19 protein-coding genes are annotated in these 18,677 nt (G+C 61.8%); 12 read left to right on the forward strand and 7 right to left on the reverse strand.

Features of this window, described 5'->3' with window-relative positions; genetic code table 11:
• Window positions 1–107: 107 nt before the first annotated feature.
• Complete coding sequence (locus ACFQ36_RS02940) at window positions 108–2,192, forward strand: site-specific DNA-methyltransferase (RefSeq protein WP_377010449.1); 2,085 nt, start codon at window positions 108–110, stop codon at window positions 2,190–2,192.
• 8 nt (window positions 2,193–2,200) lie between these two features.
• A complete protein-coding gene (locus ACFQ36_RS02945; RefSeq protein ID WP_377010451.1) occupies window positions 2,201–4,993 on the forward strand; it encodes a DEAD/DEAH box helicase in 2,793 nt (930 codons plus the stop codon).
• 217 nt (window positions 4,994–5,210) lie between these two features.
• On the opposite strand, the gene ACFQ36_RS02950 is transcribed toward ACFQ36_RS02945, so the two are convergent.
• Window positions 5,211–5,405, reverse strand: a complete 195-nt coding sequence (locus ACFQ36_RS02950) for a type II toxin-antitoxin system HicB family antitoxin (RefSeq protein ID WP_377010453.1) — start codon at window positions 5,403–5,405, stop codon at window positions 5,211–5,213.
• Between the two features lie 576 nt (window positions 5,406–5,981).
• On the opposite strand from ACFQ36_RS02950, the gene ACFQ36_RS02955 reads away from it, so the two are divergent.
• On the forward strand, window positions 5,982–6,599 hold the full coding sequence (locus tag ACFQ36_RS02955) for a hypothetical protein (protein ID WP_377010456.1): 618 nt from the start codon (window positions 5,982–5,984) through the stop codon (window positions 6,597–6,599).
• 12 nt (window positions 6,600–6,611) lie between these two features.
• Here the strand turns inward: ACFQ36_RS02955 and ACFQ36_RS02960 are convergent, their stop codons facing one another.
• The 4 genes from ACFQ36_RS02960 to ACFQ36_RS02975 form a co-directional block, all read right to left on the reverse strand.
• Window positions 6,612–7,076: a hypothetical protein gene (locus ACFQ36_RS02960; protein ID WP_377010458.1), complete on the reverse strand. Its 465-nt coding sequence runs from the start codon at window positions 7,074–7,076 to the stop codon at window positions 6,612–6,614.
• 365 nt (window positions 7,077–7,441) lie between these two features.
• Window positions 7,442–7,729, reverse strand: a complete 288-nt coding sequence (locus ACFQ36_RS02965; protein WP_377010461.1) for a hypothetical protein — start codon at window positions 7,727–7,729, stop codon at window positions 7,442–7,444.
• A 368-nt stretch (window positions 7,730–8,097) separates the two neighbouring features.
• Window positions 8,098–8,247: a hypothetical protein gene (locus ACFQ36_RS02970; RefSeq protein ID WP_377010463.1), complete on the reverse strand. Its 150-nt coding sequence runs from the start codon at window positions 8,245–8,247 to the stop codon at window positions 8,098–8,100.
• 41 nt (window positions 8,248–8,288) lie between these two features.
• Window positions 8,289–8,510 carry a hypothetical protein gene (locus tag ACFQ36_RS02975; protein WP_377010466.1) on the reverse strand — a complete coding sequence of 74 codons (222 nt, stop codon included), beginning with the start codon at window positions 8,508–8,510 and terminating at the stop codon, window positions 8,289–8,291.
• A gap of 236 nt (window positions 8,511–8,746) precedes the next feature.
• Between ACFQ36_RS02975 and ACFQ36_RS02980 the strand changes: the two genes are divergently transcribed.
• From ACFQ36_RS02980 to ACFQ36_RS02995, 4 genes are read left to right on the forward strand one after another with little or no spacing between them, the layout of a single operon-like run.
• Complete coding sequence (locus tag ACFQ36_RS02980) at window positions 8,747–8,944, forward strand: hypothetical protein (protein WP_377010513.1); 198 nt, start codon at window positions 8,747–8,749, stop codon at window positions 8,942–8,944.
• Window position 8,945: 1 nt separating this feature from the next.
• Window positions 8,946–9,347 (forward strand): TadE family protein, encoded by a 402-nt coding sequence (locus ACFQ36_RS02985; protein ID WP_377010469.1) that lies wholly within the window; start codon window positions 8,946–8,948, stop codon window positions 9,345–9,347.
• A gap of 55 nt (window positions 9,348–9,402) precedes the next feature.
• Window positions 9,403–9,822 carry a hypothetical protein gene (locus tag ACFQ36_RS02990; protein WP_377010471.1) on the forward strand — a complete coding sequence of 140 codons (420 nt, stop codon included), beginning with the start codon at window positions 9,403–9,405 and terminating at the stop codon, window positions 9,820–9,822.
• A 3-nt stretch (window positions 9,823–9,825) separates the two neighbouring features.
• Window positions 9,826–10,281: a pilus assembly protein TadG-related protein gene (locus ACFQ36_RS02995; RefSeq protein ID WP_377010474.1), complete on the forward strand. Its 456-nt coding sequence runs from the start codon at window positions 9,826–9,828 to the stop codon at window positions 10,279–10,281.
• A 243-nt stretch (window positions 10,282–10,524) separates the two neighbouring features.
• Here ACFQ36_RS02995 and ACFQ36_RS03000 read toward each other — a convergent pair whose 3' ends face one another.
• Both ACFQ36_RS03000 and ACFQ36_RS03005 read right to left on the reverse strand, forming a co-directional pair.
• Window positions 10,525–10,896 carry a hypothetical protein gene (locus ACFQ36_RS03000; RefSeq protein WP_377010476.1) on the reverse strand — a complete coding sequence of 124 codons (372 nt, stop codon included), beginning with the start codon at window positions 10,894–10,896 and terminating at the stop codon, window positions 10,525–10,527.
• 7 nt (window positions 10,897–10,903) lie between these two features.
• Window positions 10,904–11,929 carry a leishmanolysin-related zinc metalloendopeptidase gene (locus tag ACFQ36_RS03005; protein WP_377010479.1) on the reverse strand — a complete coding sequence of 342 codons (1,026 nt, stop codon included), beginning with the start codon at window positions 11,927–11,929 and terminating at the stop codon, window positions 10,904–10,906.
• 616 nt (window positions 11,930–12,545) lie between these two features.
• On the opposite strand from ACFQ36_RS03005, the gene torT reads away from it, so the two are divergent.
• The 5 genes from torT to ACFQ36_RS03030 all read left to right on the forward strand — a co-directional run bounded on the left by torT (window position 12,546) and on the right by ACFQ36_RS03030 (window position 18,673).
• Window positions 12,546–13,613, forward strand: a complete 1,068-nt coding sequence (gene torT / locus ACFQ36_RS03010; protein WP_377010481.1) for a TMAO reductase system periplasmic protein TorT — start codon at window positions 12,546–12,548, stop codon at window positions 13,611–13,613.
• A 65-nt stretch (window positions 13,614–13,678) separates the two neighbouring features.
• Window positions 13,679–15,193 carry a sugar ABC transporter ATP-binding protein gene (locus ACFQ36_RS03015; RefSeq protein WP_377010483.1) on the forward strand — a complete coding sequence of 505 codons (1,515 nt, stop codon included), beginning with the start codon at window positions 13,679–13,681 and terminating at the stop codon, window positions 15,191–15,193.
• An 8-nt stretch (window positions 15,194–15,201) separates the two neighbouring features.
• Window positions 15,202–16,260, forward strand: coding sequence for an ABC transporter permease (locus tag ACFQ36_RS03020; RefSeq protein ID WP_377010485.1), 1,059 nt, complete (start codon window positions 15,202–15,204; stop codon window positions 16,258–16,260).
• The gene (locus ACFQ36_RS03025; RefSeq protein ID WP_377010487.1) at window positions 16,257–17,657 is read left to right on the forward strand and encodes an acetyl/propionyl/methylcrotonyl-CoA carboxylase subunit alpha; all 1,401 of its coding nucleotides are present in this window, start codon (window positions 16,257–16,259) and stop codon (window positions 17,655–17,657) included. The genes ACFQ36_RS03020 and ACFQ36_RS03025 overlap by 4 nt, the downstream gene beginning before the upstream one ends.
• Window positions 17,654–18,673, forward strand: a complete 1,020-nt coding sequence (locus ACFQ36_RS03030; RefSeq protein WP_377010489.1) for a carboxyltransferase domain-containing protein — start codon at window positions 17,654–17,656, stop codon at window positions 18,671–18,673. Before ACFQ36_RS03025 ends, ACFQ36_RS03030 begins: the two co-directional genes overlap by 4 nt.
• Window positions 18,674–18,677 lie beyond the last annotated feature (4 nt).

Here is an 18,677-nt window from a genome sequence, read left to right on the forward strand (position 1 = left end):
GGTTGAAATACCGGCCAAGGACGTGCGCGCAGGTAGAGTCATAGAACACTGCACCGAGACCTACCACTGGTCCCGGTGCAGTTTCGTTGATTTCTTCAAGGAGACCCGTGGCACACCTCGACACTTTAATTGAAAGGATTCCTGACGCCAAGCTGAGGAGCGAGATCCAGGATCAGGTCAACAAGTTGGTAGCGAAGACCAGCTTTGGGCTCGTCTTCGAGGAGCACCAGCCCGAGACGATTGAGCTACCCGGCTTCGAAGTGAGCCGCGGAGGGAAGGTTGTCTTCAAAGAGCGTTCCAGGGCGGGGATCTGGATCGTCATCAAGGTGTTGGGGGAAACGGCGACGCTTGTTGCGAGAGACGACCGAAGCCAACGCGTCACGGCATCAGTCGATGAACTGACTGTCATTCGTGAGTTCGGCGATTCGATCTATCCAGGTCTTGATAGCGTCGGCAGAGTTGAACGCAGTACTGACAAGCCGTTCCACACGGTTATTAATGCCGAAAATTATCACGCTCTTGAAATGCTCTTGTACCCGTATGAGGGCAAAATTGACGTAATCTATATAGACCCTCCTTACAATACGGGTGCCAAGGACTGGAAGTACAACAACGACTACGTAGATGGGGACGACGCCTACCGCCATAGTAAATGGCTGTCGTTTATGGAGCGCCGGCTGAAGCGGGCTAAAGAGCTGCTCAATCCAAAAGACTCTGTGCTAATCGTTACTATTGACGAGAAGGAATATCTGCGTCTCGGTATTCTCCTTGAGCAAACCTTCCGGGGTTGCAAGATACAGATGATCTCAAGCGTCATTAATCCCAGTGGTTCGTCTCGGCAGGGCGGCTTCTCGCGAGCCGAAGAATTTATCTACTTTGTCTTTATCGGAGGCGCTGAAATTGTTCCCACTGGGGACGACATGCTTCATGAGTCAGAAGCAGCCAGATCTGTGCGATGGGACAGCTTGACTAGATCCGGATCGAACAGCCGCCGTGTTGACCGGCCAAATCTTTTTTACCCGGTTTTCTTGAACCAAGACGACGGGACGCTCCACTCCATCGGCAATCCGTTACCTCTGGGCGTACCTCGGGAGACAGTCAAACCTCCGGAAGGAACGTTCGCAGTGTTCCCGCTCGCGTCGGGTGAGGAAAAACGTTGGCGCGTGTCGGATGTCAGGCTGAAGGAACTGTTTGCAATGGGCTACGCCCGTCTGGGGCCTTGGAAGCCCGGGAAGGTGACGCGTTCCATCTCATACCTGCCGTCCGGCACCATCGATCGCATTGAATCCGGCGAAATCGAAGTGATTGGAAAATCGCCTGACGGTTCGTGCATCCTCGGCGAAACCTGTAAGACGAGTCGTCCAATGTCAGTGTGGAATAAGCCTTCGCACGGCGCTGCTGATCATGGGTCCACCCTCTTGAGGAACTTCATCCCGGGCAGGAAGTTTCCGTTCCCTAAGTCCCTATATGCCGTCGAGGACACGTTGCGATTCGTGGTCGCCAACAAGCCGGATGCGCTGATCTTGGATTTTTTCGGGGGATCGGGCACTACGGCGCATGCGGTCATGCGACTAAACCACCAGGACGGCGGACGCCGGCGTTCAATTACGGTTACAAATAACGCTGTTTCGGACGAGGAAGATAAACAGCTCCGGAAACAGGGTCACTTACCTAGCGAGCCTGCATATGAGGCATTGGGGATCTTTGAGTACATAGCGAAGCCGCGAATTACTGCTGCCGTAACTGGCATGACTCCTGAAGGCAAGCCGATTACGGGTGACTACCGATTTATTGACGAGTTTCCGATGAGCGAAGGTTTCGAAGAGAACGTGGAGTTCTTCAAACTCACGTACGAGGACAATCAGCTAGTCAGACTGGGTCATAAATTCAAGGCAATAGCTCCCATCCTGTGGCTTCGGGCCGGCGCCGAGGGAGCCCGGATCGACGACCTTCCTGAAAAAGGTTGGGAGGTGCCTGAAGACGGTTATTACGGGCTGCTAACGGACATCGATCAGTGGGAGCCGTTTGTTGAAGCGGTCAATGCTCGGCATGAGGTCCGGTGCGTATTCATCGTGACTGACTCGCAGGCTGAGTTCGAAGCTATCAACGTTCAGATTGACCAGGGTATCGACTCTGTACGGCTGTACTCGGACTACCTCCAGTCTTTCGAAATCAACAAGAGGCAGGGCTAGACCATCACATGAAGTTCAAACTGCGTGGCTATCAGGCCAAGGCTAAGCGCCAGATCTTGGAGGACATCGGTGACGGGATCACCCGGTACAAGACCAGTGACGGGGAGCGCGTCACTGCCGTTCAGCTCACGGCCCCCACAGGCTCAGGTAAGACGGTCATTGCCTCGGCAGTGATCGAGGCGGCTCTGTTCGGCTCTGAAGACACTCTGGGCCAACCGGACTGGACGTTCCTCTGGATTTCCGATGATCCGTCACTCAATGAACAGACCTCCCGAAAGTTCCTGATGGCGTCAGACAAGATCAACCACGGAACGATCGAGATTGTCGAGTCGAGCTTTGACCAGGAGCAGCTTGATCCCGGCAAGGTCTACTTCCTCAACGTCCAGAAGCTCAACTCAAGTGGGCGTCTGGTAAAGGAGGGTGGAGACACCCGCCAGTATTCGTTCTGGACGACGTTGACGAACACGATTAAGGCGCGGCCCGATAAATTCGTGATCATGATCGACGAGGCGCACGTCGGCATGAAGACCGAACGGTCGCGCGACACCATCGTTTCACGCATTATTGGCGGCGCTAAGACGGGGCGCCTGGCTGCGCCCGTCATCGTCGGCATTACTGCAACGCCAAGGCGCTTTGAGCGGGCCATGGACGCCATTAATCGACGTGTGATCCCTACACGCGTTGCTGTTGAAGAGGTTCAGGAATCCGGCCTCTTGAAAGATGGCCTGGTGCTGTCCTCGCCCGAACTGCCGGGAGCAACTTTCAACGAGTCGGCGTTGCTCCGGCATGCTGTGGCGACGACACTCAGGTATGAGGAGCAGTGGCGAGAATACTCGGAGCGGGAGAACGAGCCGCAGGTCTTGCCTGCGCTCGTCGTCCAGGTTCCCAATACCCCGGCCGATGAAGAACTGGCGGGCATCGTCGAGACCATCCTCGACGCGTGGCCGGGCCTTAAACCCGTGAACATCTGCCACACCTTCGCTGACCACAGCACGCTGGCCGCAGGTGCGCACAACATCGCTTACTCCAACCCGGAGGACATCCAGGACGATCTGGACATCCGGGTAGTGCTTTGTAAGCAGGCGATTACTACCGGCTGGGACTGCCCCCGTGCGGAAGTGCTCCTGTCCTACCGCAAGGTTGAGGACCAGGACGCCATTACCCAGATCGTCGGCCGCATGATCCGCACTCCCTTGGCGCGGCGCATCGCCAAGAACGAAGCGCTGAACTATGTTCACTGCTTCCTCCCGCGGTTCAACAAGGCGGGCGTCAAGCAGATAGCCGATCGGCTGCGCCTAGGTGACGACAGCTTCCGCCAGGAATGGGTCCATCCCCAGGGCGAAGACAGTGCGGCTGTTGAAGAGGCTCTGCCGATCTTTCCCTCAACCGAAGAGACTCTGGCCGGCAGCAGTATCGCCAAGCGGGCCACAACGGTGAACACGGGCCTCCGAGAGGAACAGAAACGCCAGCGGACCGCGGCTGAACAAGCTGGCGTCATTCTGAACCGTGAGGGTGAATATGTAGGGGCAGAAACTTCTCCGCTTCCCGAAGATGCGGAAGAGGAGATCATCGTTGTCACTGACGATATGGATCAGGAAGACATCGCAGGCACCAGCGGGATGAGTGTCATCACGCACCAGGCTGTCACGCTGGTTCGGAACCCTTTGGTTGACGGGGCGGTCTTCGAGTCGATGACGTCGCTGCCCTCCTACGTGATCCCGAGTTTTCAATACAGGACTCAGGTTGAGCGCCTTCAGAACTTCGCGACGCTCATCACCGGCGGCGGCAAGAATGCGATTCTGCAGGGTGCATCCCGAATGGCCAACGAACGCCTCCTGGCGGTGCTCCGTGAGGCACGCATTCAGCTCGATGAAAGCGGTCAGTACGACGACGCTGAGACCAAGCTCGCCCACTTCCTCATCGAGAATCAGGTGACCACCCTGTTTGAGGGCGGCGATCCAATCGATGTTGAAGCCCTGGAAGAAGTTGAGATCGACTCCAAGGGCGTCGAGCATCTGTTTGCCCAGGCTGGCCGGCGCATCAGCCGTTCAATGGCAGATAGCTACCTACGGGAGCGCTTGCCGATTGATGGCGACGTCTTTACTGCAATGATGTCCGTCGCTGTGGTCGCTCACCAGCCCGGTGTCAAAGACAAGCTGGAACAGGTCGCCAACAAGACTGTCATCGAGTGGTTCAAGGAATACCAGACGGAGATCAACAAGTCGCCGGTAAGTCTCAAGGCTCAGTTGGACGAGATCCGTTCGGAGGCAACAGAACCTGAGCTGACTGTCGTGGATCTGCCCGAGGACAAACCCTTCCCCGTGGCTGAGGTTGTATGGCCGAAGCACTTGTTGTCATCCTCGACCGGTGACTATCCGGTGAAGCTCAACGAGTGGGAAATCCACGTTCTGGAGACGGAACTCAAGGACGACAACTGCTTGGGGTGGTACCGCAATCCCCGCCATGGCACCGCATCGCTCACAATTCCGTACGCCATGAATAGCAGGTATCGAGGGCTTTCTCCTGACTTCGTGTTCTTCCACCACGTCGACGGCGAGGTCGCTGCCTCTATTCTCGATCCACATGCCCAGAGTTTGAGTGATTCGGTACCGAAGCTGAAGGGGCTTGCCGAATACGCGAAGAAGCACGGCGACAAGTACCAGCGGATCGAGTCGATCATCAAGATCAACGACGTCTACTACTCGCTGAACCTGAAGGACGCCCTGGTTCAGGAGGCAATCGAAAACTACCGTGATCCGCGGCCTGAAGCACTCTATCTAGAGCACGCCGGAAAGTACTAAAGCTCATGCTCAACCGTCTATGGGCTGAGGTTGAACGGCCCGGAAGGATTCAGTGAGAGCCGCCTCCAGGCCTCCCGACAGGAGACCGATCCGAAGGCACCGGCCGAAGACTTCTGCCCCCCCGGGCGCCTCGAAATACTCGAATAGGGCAAGGCTTGCACGCTCCAGTGGAGTTGGTGGTCCTGTGTAGCCGGGGAAGCTTAGCAACAGGCCTAGATCAAGGCTCCGAATCAGCGATTTCGATGGTCACCTCGAAATCGTTTTCTAGGCGGCCGATAAGCAGAGCGGCGGCGTCGCGGGCCATGAACTCCACTTCTTCGAGGGTCCGGGCCTGGCTGTGCGCCCCGTACACTTCCGGGATCTCGATGGCCCACCAGCCCTCCGAGCGGGTGATCCAGGCGGTAATCTTCACCTCGCTTCCCGCTTGGTCTGCAGATGGAGCACCGTCCGCTTTCAGTCCGCCGGCAAGGATATCCACCAAAAGACCAAGGTGCAGAAGGGCGGCTTAGACAGCCTGATCTGTGCCGTTAGGGAACTGGGGCTCTTCGATGAGGGCGTTGCCGACCTCACGGCAGCGGTATCGGAGGATAACGGCCAGGTCGGTAAGGCGTCCGGCCGGTTCCTGACCAGGCTCGGGGGCGCCTGCCTATACCTTGGCCGGCAACATTACTACGAGCATTGCCGCCGACCAGGTTTCCGGGCTCCTGCAAGCCTACGAGGGTGCAGGATTAGACTGCGCCTGGCAGCGTAAGGATTGCGCTATCAGCGCCAGTTAGCCATGTGGGCCGCCGCGGGCAGTCTCCGATACGAGCTTGGAGCGCGCCCGTGGCAACCGTACGGCCAATTCTTGTTCGGGCAGGCTGGCCGCACCTGAAAGGGCGTCGACGGGGTCTGCCGGGCCTGCAGGCATCGAGGCCCGGGATAACTGCATGCTGCCACCGCGCAACCTGAGCCATCCACCGGAGGAAGCAGGGTACGATGTCCGACCATGGGAGTGCACGACATCACATACCTGCTGTTTTCCGGGAACGTCGAAGTTGTCTCCGATGATGAGCTCCTGGCTGCCATCAATGAGGCGGCCCAAAGGGAGCAGCAGATTGTCGACGATCAGCTGAGGGCCGGATGTGACCTGATCATCAACAAGAGAGGTGGATCCAAATGCGTGGTCCACCGGACGACGTGCGCGTCCGTGGCGCATTATCTGGACCGGCGCGCAGAGTGGTTACCTAATGGCTGGACCGTGGAATTACTCCGGCGGGAAATCCGCCACGGCGGTTTCTCGCCTCGGATGCCCCAATTGGCCACCGAGGACGACCTAGAGGAAATCCCGACCTACCTGTCCTGTCAGATATGCAAGCCTGACCTGAAACGGCAGTTCAAAAAATCGGCCGACTCGAAGACCAGTGATCCAAACAAGCTGGGAGAAGACCGCATCGGTCGCCGCTTCGTTTCTCCCGAAACCCCCGAGCCATGGACGCTGGTTCGTATTGAACGGACCATCACCGCCCAGGGGACAACAACCGTCCTATACGACGAAAACGGCTCGGTGCCCCTGAGCCCGGGCACGCGCGTGCGGCTGCTCCCGAAAGAGCCGGCCTTGGGCTAGGAGTTCTGCGCCTCAGTGGGGCACTTCCTCCGGCCGCAGGTAGTCGCCGATGGCATGCACCAGCCACCGGCCATACTCCGGACGCCACACCAAGGTGACAATCGCGGCTATGTCCATGACCTGGTCTTCCAGAGCCTGGTAGCTCTGCTTCACGCCGGACAGGATCTTGAAGTAAACAACGTCAGGGTCACCGACCGCGGGAGTAACCTGGCTCCCGTACCCGACGTTCTCCAGCGACCTAAGGAAGCCCGCGGTCTCGCTGAAGTCCCCCCACGCCGGCAGCGACTCCGGGGTGACCAGTTGGGACAGGGCCGGCCGGTAGCGCTCATGATCGTCCAGCGCATGGCAAAATGCCATGGCGACGGCCAGGGGATTGCCGAAAGAGAATTCGGGGAGCTGGGCCGCAGCTTCTCCATCCGTCGTGAAACGGCGCCATTCGGCCGGGGGCTGGTCTTCGGGAGGCAGGTTGCTTGTCATGACTTGATCGTAGGCGCTGCCCCAGAAACACCCTTCTGCGTGGCAACATTTTGGCAACATCCGTCCGCGAAACAGGGTGATTTTACGTGCTGTGCGGCTGCGGGGCCGTGCAGCCGGTCAACCGGCCGGGGATCCGCAGGCTTTCTCCTGTTTCGAGCGGGTCCCCGGCCACCCACAGACCGGCGGCAATGTTGGAGCCCGAGAGACTGGAAGCCCCGGTGTCCGTGGAACACCGGGGCTTCCTCTGTGTCGGCAGGTGCGAGAAATCACGCACCTGAACCGCCGGCCCCGGTCACCGGCCGCGACGGCAAAACCTATACCCGCCCCGAACCCGAACCCGAACCTATGGAGGAACACCCGTCTTTTCAGAGTGGGACGGGAGGTTCCTGCTGCATCGCGAAGGCCCGGCCCTGCCGGGGGACAGTGCGCTCCGCCTGCCCGGCCTCTTCGGGCTGGTGCTTCTCCAGCACCTTTGCCGTCCCGATTGCTGCCAGGAACAGCACGGCAGCGAGGCCAAGCCTGGACAGCGCCGTGACGGGCTCGCCGGCGGTGATTGCGACGGAAACCCAGACCATGCAGAAGCTGAACGCGACAATTAGCACGGTCAGAGCGGCAATTAGCGCGGTTAGAGAGGCGTAGAGCAGATCTTTCACGGCGGTGCCCTTTCGCTGGGGCGGGATACCGTCATTGGTCCCCGCAGGTCCGCTGATGCTACGCCGGAAACCTGCACGCGAACAGGATACCGAGTGCCAGCTTGCCGGACACCCGGCCGACACAATGGAACCCCCCGGCGCCCTTGGGGGAAGTAGCCGGGGGGTTCCTGTGGTCCGTTGGAGCGCGACCCGGCGTTGGGGGGCTGCCGGGGGGCTGTTGAACGTCTCGACAACGGACACGGGCATCGTAACTTCTGCTGTACGCCGGCCGGAAGGCATATACGTAACGGAAACGTTGCATTTTGTTCGGGCGCACACGGAAGCGGCCCGGAATACCCCCAAGGCCCCGGGCCGCTCCTTGGCCGGCCCTACTCGCCGTCGAGCCGGTCGGCCGCCGCCAGCAGCTGCGGGGCCATCCTGGCCAGCTGGCCGGCCAGCTCCCGCAGCTCTTCGGCGGTCATGTCACCGTAACCGTTGAACTCCAGGAAGAACAGGGTCCGCCCGTTTTGCCGGAACAAAGGAGCCCAAAAATGGCAGGCGGCCCCGGTGAACTATCAGGCTATTCCGCGTCCTCCAGCCTGGCCAGTACCGCCGTAAAGTCGGCCAGCAGCTGCCGCGCCTCGTCCACCGTCACGAAGTCCTCCACATCCACATGGACCATCGTGAGCCCGTCCTCCCAGCTGGTCGAGACCAGCCCGGCCGAGGGGCCGACGTAGCCAACCCCGAGCACGTCACTATCCGGAACCATCGCAAAGCCTGCAGGAACCTGCTGATCATCCATGGCGATTCTCTCTGGTTGATTGGCTGGTAATGCGAATGATGCGCGATTGTGGTTCCGCTTGTCTTCGGTGTGCTTCCGCTGACGGTGCTGTTCGCCGTGTATCCGGGCCTGGCCCTGCTGAATCTGGGTTGGTGACCGTGCGGCGCCGAAGACCGGGAGGGCACGGCCAGGGACAGCTGAAGGAACAACACAAGGGGGAAATCATGAGGAACACCTTCGGTCTCAAGGCAGCCGTCATGCTGTCCGTGCTGGCTACGGTCATGCTGGCACGGCTGCGCACGGCCGTGGCCAAGGACCCCGAACGTGGGGATGTGCCCGGCTGGGTCATGATCACCTTGATGTCCGCAGTGCTGGTCGCCGGAATCCTGGCTATCGCCAAGCCTGCCTTGGAGGGGATGTTCAATGACGCGATGACCCAGGTCGGCCGGCCCTGACATGCCTCGGTGCGGATCCAGGGATAAGGCCCTCGGCGGCGAACGGGGCTCGGCGGCCGTCGACTTCGTGCTGATCGGCGGCGTGCTGGTGCTGATGTGCATGTCTATTGTGCAGCTGGCCCTGGTGCTGCACGTGCGCAATACGCTGATCGACGCGGCCGGCTCCGGAGCCCGCTACGGTACGCTGGCGGACCGGGGGCCGTCCGACGCCCGCGACCGGACGGTGTCCTTGATTACCTCCTCGCTCGGACCCTCCTATGCACGCGAGGTGGCGGCCGAGGCGGTGGACAGCGGGCCGGGGCGGATGCTGCGCGTGACGGTCACCTCGCCGTTGCCGGCGTTCGGCCTGCTCGGCCCGGCGCAGGCGATGACGGTCCAAGGCCATGCGCCGCTGCCACGGTAGCGGCTGCCGGCGGCGCCCAGGTGTCCGGCGGCTGGGGCAGCGGCCGGCCGGTGCCGTGCGGCAGGAAGGCGGCACGGAAACCGGCAGCGCCGTCGTTGAATTCCTGTTCCTGGGCACGCTGCTGCTGGTGCCGGTGGTGTACTTCATCGTCGGCATCGGACACGTTCAGGCCGGTTCCTTCGCCGTCGTCAGCGCCGCCGACCACGGCGCCAAAGTCTTTGCCGCCGCCGAGAGTCCCGCGGCAGGCCGGGGGCGGGCGGAGCAGGCCGTGCTGGTGGCCGCCCGGGATTTTGGGTTCGACGGCGGGCGGCTGAGCATGGCCGTCAGCTGCAGCACCGACCCCTGCCTCGAGCCGGGATCGGCGGTAACCGTGGACGTTTCTCTCGATGTGCCGCTGCCCTTTTTGGCGGGTTTGGACATGGCGGCGGTGCAGGTTGGCTCCACGGCCACGCAGATCGTCGAAAGGTACCGGTAGGCGATGGTCAGGCGGCAGCGGGACGGGACGGCGGAGGACGGCCAGGTCCTGCTGCTGACCATCGGGCTGGCGGCCCTGTGCCTGCTGGTCGCCACCGTGGTCATGGCCGCGTCGGCGGTGTACCTCGAGCACAAAAAGCTGCTGTCCCTGGCCGACAGTGCGGCGCTGGCTGCCGCGGACACGTTCAGCCTCGGTGATGTCGAGGACGCCTCCGGAGCCCCGCTGCCGGCCCTCGACGACGCCGGCGTGCGCCGGGCGGCCCGGCAGTACCTGGCCGAAACCGGCGCCGCGGAACGGTTCAGCCGCCTCGCCGTCGGCCCGGACACCGGCTCGCCCGAAAGCCGCACCGCTCACGTGTCGCTCTCGGCGGTGGTGCACCCGCCGGTGGTGAACTTCCTGGTTCCCGCGGGCCTCCCGATTTCCGCCTCGAGCGATGCCCGCAGCGAGCTGACGCGGTGAGGCCGCCCCTCCGGACTGCCGCGGTGATTCCGGCCGAGGGCGTCAGCAAGGGCACCCTGAGCACGCTCTGGAAGCCCTGGCCTTCGGACCCGGACCGTCGTGTCCGCAGACTATTCGAAAAGCCGCGACCACGGCGCCGCCCCTCACCCGGGCTCTTAGCCGCACGGTATTGCCGGGCAGGCGCTTATCATTGACGCCGGAATTCCGGCCTGCGGCTACGGAGCCCTTGCGGCCTGTTGCCAGTCACGAGCCGGTGCCGGCTTCGGGCAATTTCCGAAGTGACGAGGCGGGCACAAGCACCTGGCGGCCATCCCCGTCAACGACCCAACACCGGTCGCCGTCCACCCGCATCAGTACAACGCGGGTTCCGGCGGGAATGTAGCCTGTCCGTTCCTGTGCGGCGACGAAACCATACGGCTCATCCCCAATCAATTCGTGGGTGAACCGGTTCGGGGCCGGCCGCACGGTTTCGGTTGGCGCGGCCAGGCTTTCGTCGCCGAGGATCTCTATGGGGGGACGGATCATTGCCTCGTCGGGCCAGATCCCCTCGTGATGGCTTGCCGCCGGATGCTCCTCATTTCCGGACGGTTCCTCCCGCCCCGTTGCGCCAGCCACCGGACGGCTACCTCCTTAACCGCGACAGATCCATGCTCTCATCCGACGCTACAAGTGGAATCGTCGGCAGCACCACCCCCAGCTCCTCGTAGTCGCGCGCGGCCGGAGCCAGCAGGCCCAGTTCGGCGAGCTGCAGATGGCTCGGCAGTTGGTACGGGTCGCAGGCGGCGAGGTCGACATCGTACCCGATGTCACCAAACATCCCGCCCGTGATTCGGCTGAGCGGGTTGCCCGCCTGGCCAACAAATCCGGTCATGAGTTCATTGCCAAACACAGTCTCGCGCCAGTGGCTCCCTCGGGTTCCGGGCCCGTGCAGGTTTTCGATCGGCACCGGCTTGGCATGGCCGTCCGCAGCATCCTGCCGTGAGCACGGGTCGATCAGCTGGCCGTACTCGGCTGTGGCCATTGGCCCGGTGAAGGCCCAGTTCTCCGTCTCCTTGCCGATGACGAATCCCTTCCGCTCCCAGACAAACGCGTTGCAGCCGAGGACGTGGCCCATCTCATGGGTAATCACGTCGTTCAGGACCCCCCGGTTCTCCATGGACGCCAAGTCGGCCGTGTCGAATTGCATTATGCCCGTGACGGGCAGGAAGGCGTGCTTGCCGGCGCCCTGCGGCCGCACCAGTTGCGGACCGGCCTGGCCCAGGATCCCCCCGACGCCGTCGATGGGAACACCCTGGGCATCGATACGGACGTCGTCGATGATCTCTCCAGCGACAATGGTGTCAGGCAGGTCGCCGACGATGAGCTTGGCCCAACGGTCGGCGGCATCTTTAAAGACCTGCTTCTGCGACGGCGTCAGGCCGCCGAGAAAGCGCACTTCGATATGGAAAGGCGAATCTGTAGCGGCAACCTCCCGGGCACGCTCCGAATCTGCCCGTGCATCGTACGTTTCGAAACTGGTCTCGCTGTAGTCCCTCATGCCGTTACCGGCACTGCCGTAGTCCGCGGTGCTTATTCCCCTGCCTTCCAGCAACCGCAGGGCACGCCGGAGGTCCTGCACATTCTCACGAAGAGCCTCAAGCTCGCTCATGACACTCCTAACAGTCGGACGGATATGCTGCGATCACCCCTACCGCTGACGATGCCCGCGGGAAGGAACCGCAGCCTTCGGGGCCGGCCTGGACAGCGCCGGCACGAGTAGTGAAGCACCGGTGCGTTATTGGGCCGTTACTGCCTCCACCGGTGAGCCCTGGTCCCCTTGGCGCCGCGGAGCAGTTCAGTGCGCTGGCCATGGAACCGGGCACCGGGTCGCCGGAGGGGCGCACGGCCCATGTCTCCCTCTCCGCCGTCAAACCCGTGCCGGCCCGACAGCCGCTTGAGGGCATGGCACGTCCCGTCCAAGACGCCTGTCAGCCGGAGGCACCGCGCTGGGGGGGGGCAGGCAATACCTTCGCCTCCGGGCTCTTAGCTGGATCCTGCGGCAAATTCAATCCCGCCAGGGCTTTTGTGACGTACATCTCAGAGGTATGTTGTTAGCACCTGCCGTACATTGTCGACAAAAGCCAATAGGCAAGGGTGTTCATATCTGCAGCGGCGGCCACCGGACTGCCGGAACGTGGGAGAAATACATGAACCTGAACAGGAAAACCACTGCATTCGGAGCGCTTGCACTGTCGGTGACCTTTGCCCTCGCGGGATGCGGAGCAATGGGGGGAGCCGGAAACGGCCAGGCCACCCAGGCCAAGGACGCCGGTTCCGTGCAGGACTGGACCGCACCGGCCATCAACACGGCCTTGGACGGCAAGACGACGCAAACCACTTATAAGCCCATCGCCAAGGACAAAATTTCCAAGCAGTGGAAGATCTGCGTCCTCTTCCCCCACATGAAGGACTCCTACTGGGCTGCCACGAACTACGGGACCCTGACTGAGGCACAGCGGGACAACGTCCAGTACAGCATGTTCGAGGCCGGAGGCTACACCAACCTCGACAAGCAGCTGAGCCAGATGCAGGACTGCATCAACGGCGGCTATGACGCGATCATCCTCGGGGCCATTAACGCCACCGGCGTATGCCCCCAGGTGGCTGCCGCCCTTGAGAAGAAAATTCCGGTGGTGGACTTCATCAACGGAACAGACTGCCCCGATTCCAAGGACAATCCGCTCTTCTCCCATGCGCTGGTGAGCTTCCACGACCTGGCGGTGACCACGGCCAAGTACATCATCGAGGACACCAAGGGTTCATCCGCCCTGGTGGGCTTCTTCCCCGGGCCGGAGGGTGCGGGGTGGTCGGATGCCGCAGTCAAGGGCTTCAAGGACACCATCAAAGGAACCAACGTCAAGATCGCCGAAATGCGCCGCGCCGATCCTGGCCTGGAAATCCAGCAGAACCTCATTGAGGACACCCTCAAGGTCCATCCCGACATCACCCACATCGTCGGAGTGGACATTGCTGCCGAAGCAGGCGTGAATGCGGTACGGAACGCCAACATGACGGGAAAGGTTGACGTCTACGCCTTCGACATCATCCCGCCCGTATACGACGCGATCGTCGCCGGCGACGCCGTGGGGTCCCCGACGGACTTCACCACGATCCAGGGACGCATGGCCGTTGACCAAGCCGTCCGGATGCTGGAAGGCCAGAAGCTGGAGGCGCCCACCTCCGGCCCGGTGCCCAAGATGATTACGAAGGAAAACGCCGACGACGTGCCTTATACCGAGATGTTTGCTCCACGGGACTTCAAGACCGTTACGAGCTGGACACCGAAGAGCTGATCCATCGGGGTCAGGCTGCGGTCCCTCTGGATCGATCATCGGCATCGGAAGGAAGTGAAGCTGGGATGGAGCAACAACCAATTGTTTCCCTCAGCAACATCGTCAAGACGTTTGGAGCCGTCAGGGCACTGAACGGCATGTCGCTCGATCTTTACCCCGGAGAGGTGCACATCCTGCTTGGCGAGAACGGCGCGGGAAAATCAACCCTGGTCAACATTCTCCTCGGCAATTACCAGCCCGACAGCGGCAAGATCATTGTCCGCGGCTCCGAGGTTGTCCACCATTCTCCGGCGCATGCCCGCAAGCTCGGCATCAACGTCGTGCTGCAGGACTTCAGCCTGGCCCCGACATTATCTGTGACCGAGAATCTGTTTCTTGGCCGGGAATTGAAGACGTTGGGGTTCGTGAACCATGCCAGGATGCGGAGCATAGCGCGGGAAAAGGTCGGACAGCTCGGGGGCACGATAGACCCGGACGCGGAGGTCGGAACGCTGCCCAGGGCCGAACAGCAGCTTGTCGAGATCACGAAAGGGCTGCTCGGGACGCCGGGCATCCTTCTTCTCGACGAGCCCACGGCCGCAATCAGCGAGCGGGAAGCGGACAGGCTGTTCAAGATCATCGACCGGCTCCGGGACGAAGGCTGGGCACTTCTCTACATCACCCACCGAATGGAGGAAGTCCGGCGCCTCGGTGACCGGGTCACGGTGATGCGGGACGGCCGGTTCATTTCGACCCACACCCTGGACGAGGTTTCCGAAGAGCAGCTGATCACCGACATGGTCGGCCGGGAACTTGCTGCCGTCTACCCGGAAAAGGCCGAGGCCAGGGGGGAACCCCTGCTGGAGGTTGAAGACCTCTCTACGGCCGACGGCAAGGTCGCGCATGCATCCCTGCGGGTCTGCCAAGGCGAAATTGTCGCCGTGGCCGGGCTCGTGGGTTCGGGGAAAAGCGAACTCGCAAAGGCCGTCCTCGGTCTGATCCCCGTTTCAAGCGGTTCCGTCGCCGTAGGCGGCAGGAAATTTACCCGGCCAAATCCGCGCGAGATGATTCAGGCCGGGATTGGTTTTATGCCGGAGGACCGCAGGAGGGAAGCCCTGGCGCTTGATCTCAGCGTCCAGGAAAACATTGCGCTTGAAATCAATCAGGCAAAGACCTACAGCACCTTCGGGCTGATCCACGGATCAAAGATCCGGTCGCTGGCGCAGGCCCTGGCCGAGCGGCTCGACATCCGGCCGCGGTCAGTTTCCGCGGAGGCCCGGGCGCTGTCCGGCGGCAATCAACAGAAGGTCGTTTTGGCACGCGCCCTCACCCGCGACCGAAAGGTTTTCGTGGTTGCCGAGCCTACCTCGGGCGTGGACGTCGGAGCCCGCCAGGAAATCTATGCCAATCTGCGCAAGCTGTGCAGCGACGGCGCCGGCGTCCTCATGATCTCCTCCGACCTCGAGGAGGTCGTGGGCCTGGCCGACCGGGTCTATGTGATGAACGGGGGCCGTATCCAGGTCGAGCTGGCTGGAAACCAGATCACAAACGAAGCCGTTGTCGCTGGTGCCTTCGGGCATGCAGTGGGCGCGTCAGCATAAGGACTGTCATGTCAACAACCGAAGTGAAAAGCCCGGCGGCCGCCGTCGGCGGTGTAAGGAAAGAAAGCCGCCAGTACTGGCTCAGGTTCTTCAGCAATGTTGGACCGCTGCCGCCGTTGCTGCTCGTGATGGTGGTGGTCTTTGCCCTGGCGAATGACCGCTTCCTGCAGCCGGACAACCTGCTCTCCGTCTCCCAGCAATCCGTGGCGCTCCTGCTGATTTCCCTGGGACAGATGCTGGTCCTGGTTACCGGCGGATTCGATCTGTCCGTGGGGGCAACGGTCGCACTGTCTTCGGTGGTCTCCGCCACGATGATGCAAAAGGTCTATGGCGGCATCCCGGAGTTTGTCGGCCAATCCATGATCATGGGGTTCGTCGTCTGCATCGCTGTCGGCCTCGTAGTCGGGCTGGCCAACGGACTCGGAGTGGCCTTCCTGAAGGTCAACCCGTTCATCGTCACGCTGGCCACGGCCACGATCGTCACGGGCGTCACGCTGGTCTTCAGCGGGGGAGCCACCGTATCGGGCCTGCCGAGGGACTACATTGTCGGTCTGGGGTCCGGCTTCACCCTGGGCGTTCCCAACCTGGTTCTCGTTGCACTGCCGATTCTGGTCATAGTTTTCGTCCTGCTGAAATGGACGACCTTCGGCCGCCACCTGTACGCCATCGGCGGCAATGCCCTGGCGGCCAAGACCGCGGGCATCCAAGTGCGGCGAAACCTGATTCTCACCTACGCGATCTGTGCCGTGCTGGCCTCCATCGCCGCTTACCTCCTGACCGCCCGCAGCGGCTCGGGGCAGCCAACCTTTGGCGGCGCTTTTGCCCTTCAATCCATTACCGCTGCCGTCATCGGCGGTGCCTCGTTGCAGGGTGGCCGGGGCGGCGTCGGCGGCACCGTGCTGGGCGTCATTTTCATCATGCTGCTGGGCAACGGGATGAACTTCATGCGCCTCGATACCAACATGCAGAGCATTGCGCTGGGTTTGGCGCTCGTCCTCGCAGTTCTGGCAGACCGTTTGCGGGCCTCGGCCAAGGCGCGCCTCATCGCCAAAGGGGTCAGCTCATGACGACGCCGGTATTCGAATCGCTCATGGTCACCAACCGGGGCGAAATTGCCCGGCGGATCATCCGTACCGCAAATGCCCTCGGGATCCGGACCATAGCAGTGTGCTCGGACGTCGACGCGGACCTGCCCTTCGTGAAGGAAGCCTCGGAGTACGTTTCCCTCGGGCCGGCCAATCCTGCAGAATCCTACCTGAACGTGGACAAACTGCTGGCAACAGCCAAAGCGGTCCAGGCTTCCGCCATCCACCCCGGCTACGGCTTCCTGGCCGAAAATACCGACTTTGCCAGACGGGTTATTGAAAGCGGCATTGTCTGGGTGGGACCATCACCGGAATCGATGGAGATGGTTGCGGACAAGATCAACGCCCGGAACCTGATGCAGGCCGCAGGCGTGCCGGTCGCATCAGGATCAACCGAACCGGTGGGCGACCCCGACGAAGCCGTGAAGATAGCCAATACGATCGGCTACCCCGTCATCGTCAAGCCCTCCGGGGGCGGAGGCGGTATCGGCATGATGGTTGCAGGCAGCGACGAGGACCTGCTGGCGGCCTTTGCTACGGCACGCTCCCGGGCAGAGCGCTTCTTCGGCGACTCCCGGATCCTCATAGAGCAGTTCATCCAGGACGCGCGCCACGTCGAAGTCCAGATCCTCGGGCTCGCCGACGGCCGGGTCATCGCGCTCGGGGAGAGGGACTGCTCCGTCCAGCGCCGCCACCAGAAGGTAGCCGAGGAGTCACCGTCGCCGGGAATCACCCCCGGGCTCAGGGCACGGATGTTGGACGCAGCGGTAAAAGCCGGGACGGCCGTCGGCTATCGCAATGCGGGCACCGTCGAGTGCCTGGTCGATCCCGTGCGGCAGACCTTCGTTTTCCTGGAGATGAACACCCGCCTGCAGGTTGAACACCCGGTCACTGAGGCTGTCTTTTCCATCGACCTGGTCGAGGAACAACTCCGCATCGCCGCCGGCCAGGACGTAGGCTTCGATGTTGTCAACCGCCAGCCGTCGGGACATGCCATAGAGCTGCGCATCTATGCGGAGGACCCCAAACGCTTTCTTCCATCCCCCGGGCAGATCAGCCAATGGACGGAACCATCGGGAGAGGGTATCCGCGTTGACAGCGGTTATGCAGCCGGAAATACCGTGACAACCGCCTACGACCCGCTCCTGGCAAAGCTGATCGCCTGGGGCCTGAACCGGGATGAAGCGCTCGCCCGTGCCAGGTCTGCTGTCGATGCCTTCCAGGTTGCGGGGCTGAAGACCAATCTCCCCTTCTTCCAGGTGCTTCTGGACGATCCAGCCTTTAAGTCAGGCCGCTACAGCACCGCCATTGTGGGTGAACTGCAGCAACGGGCAAAGGCGAAGGGTGAAACGGCCACCAGTAAAGAGGAGTACGTATGATGAAGCCGCATGAGCTCTCGGACCGATACATCTCCGAGCAGTGGGCAGGGATTCCTTCCGCCATCTACGAGAGGCGGGCAGCTACGGCAGGCAAACCCGCTGTGACTTACCGGCTGGCCGGCGACAGCTACCTCCTGGTCGAGTTCGGAGGCATGGATTTTGACTTGCACCTCAACTTCTTTGTCCACAACATCAACGGGCACCTGAACCAGTCCCGCCCGCCCGGACTGATCGAAACGTCACCCGGTTTCCGTTCCATCCTGCTGTCCTACGATCCGGCGAAAATAAACGTTGCGAATTTGGTTGTCGCGCTCGATGACGCCTATGACAACGCATCCGGTACGGAAAACCTCGTCCTGCCGAGCCGCAGGGTGAATCTTCCGGCTGCCTTCAATGATTCGACAGCCAAGGCAGCCGTTGCCCGCTATGTCCGCAGCATCCGTTCGGATGCCCCCAACTGCCGGAACGACAACAACGTTGATTACACGATCGCGTACAACGGGCTTGCGGACCTGGACGAATTGATTGAAGTGGTAACAGGCACCGAGCTCTGGGTCGGATTCATCGGCTTCTTCCCCGGCCTTCCTTTCACTTTTCCGCTGGATCCGAGAAGGGTCCTCTTTGCCCCCAAATACAACCCGACACGCACCTGGACGGCAGAGGGGGCGATCGGGCTGGGCGGGCCCTGCTACTCGATCTACCCGGTTGAATCACCGGGCGGATACCAGCTGCTCGGCAGAACACTCCCGGTGTACGACATCCAACAGCGCAACCCTGCCTTCGCCGAGTCGCCCCTGCTTCTGCGGCCGTGTGACCGCATCAGATTCCATGAAGTTTCCGAACAGGAGCTGCTGGAGTCCTTCGAAGCCGTCCACAAGGGGGAGTACGTCTACGACATCCGGGAAGAAGACTTTGACGTTGCCACCTACAACTCCTGGTGCGCCTCCCTCTCAGCCGAGGCCGCCGAGTTTGCCGCCAAGCGGGACGCTGCTGCCGCCGCGACCGCCGTTCCATGAGGAG

The organism is Arthrobacter sp. GCM10027362, assembly GCF_042679445.1.
Classification (GTDB): domain Bacteria; phylum Actinomycetota; class Actinomycetes; order Actinomycetales; family Micrococcaceae; genus Crystallibacter.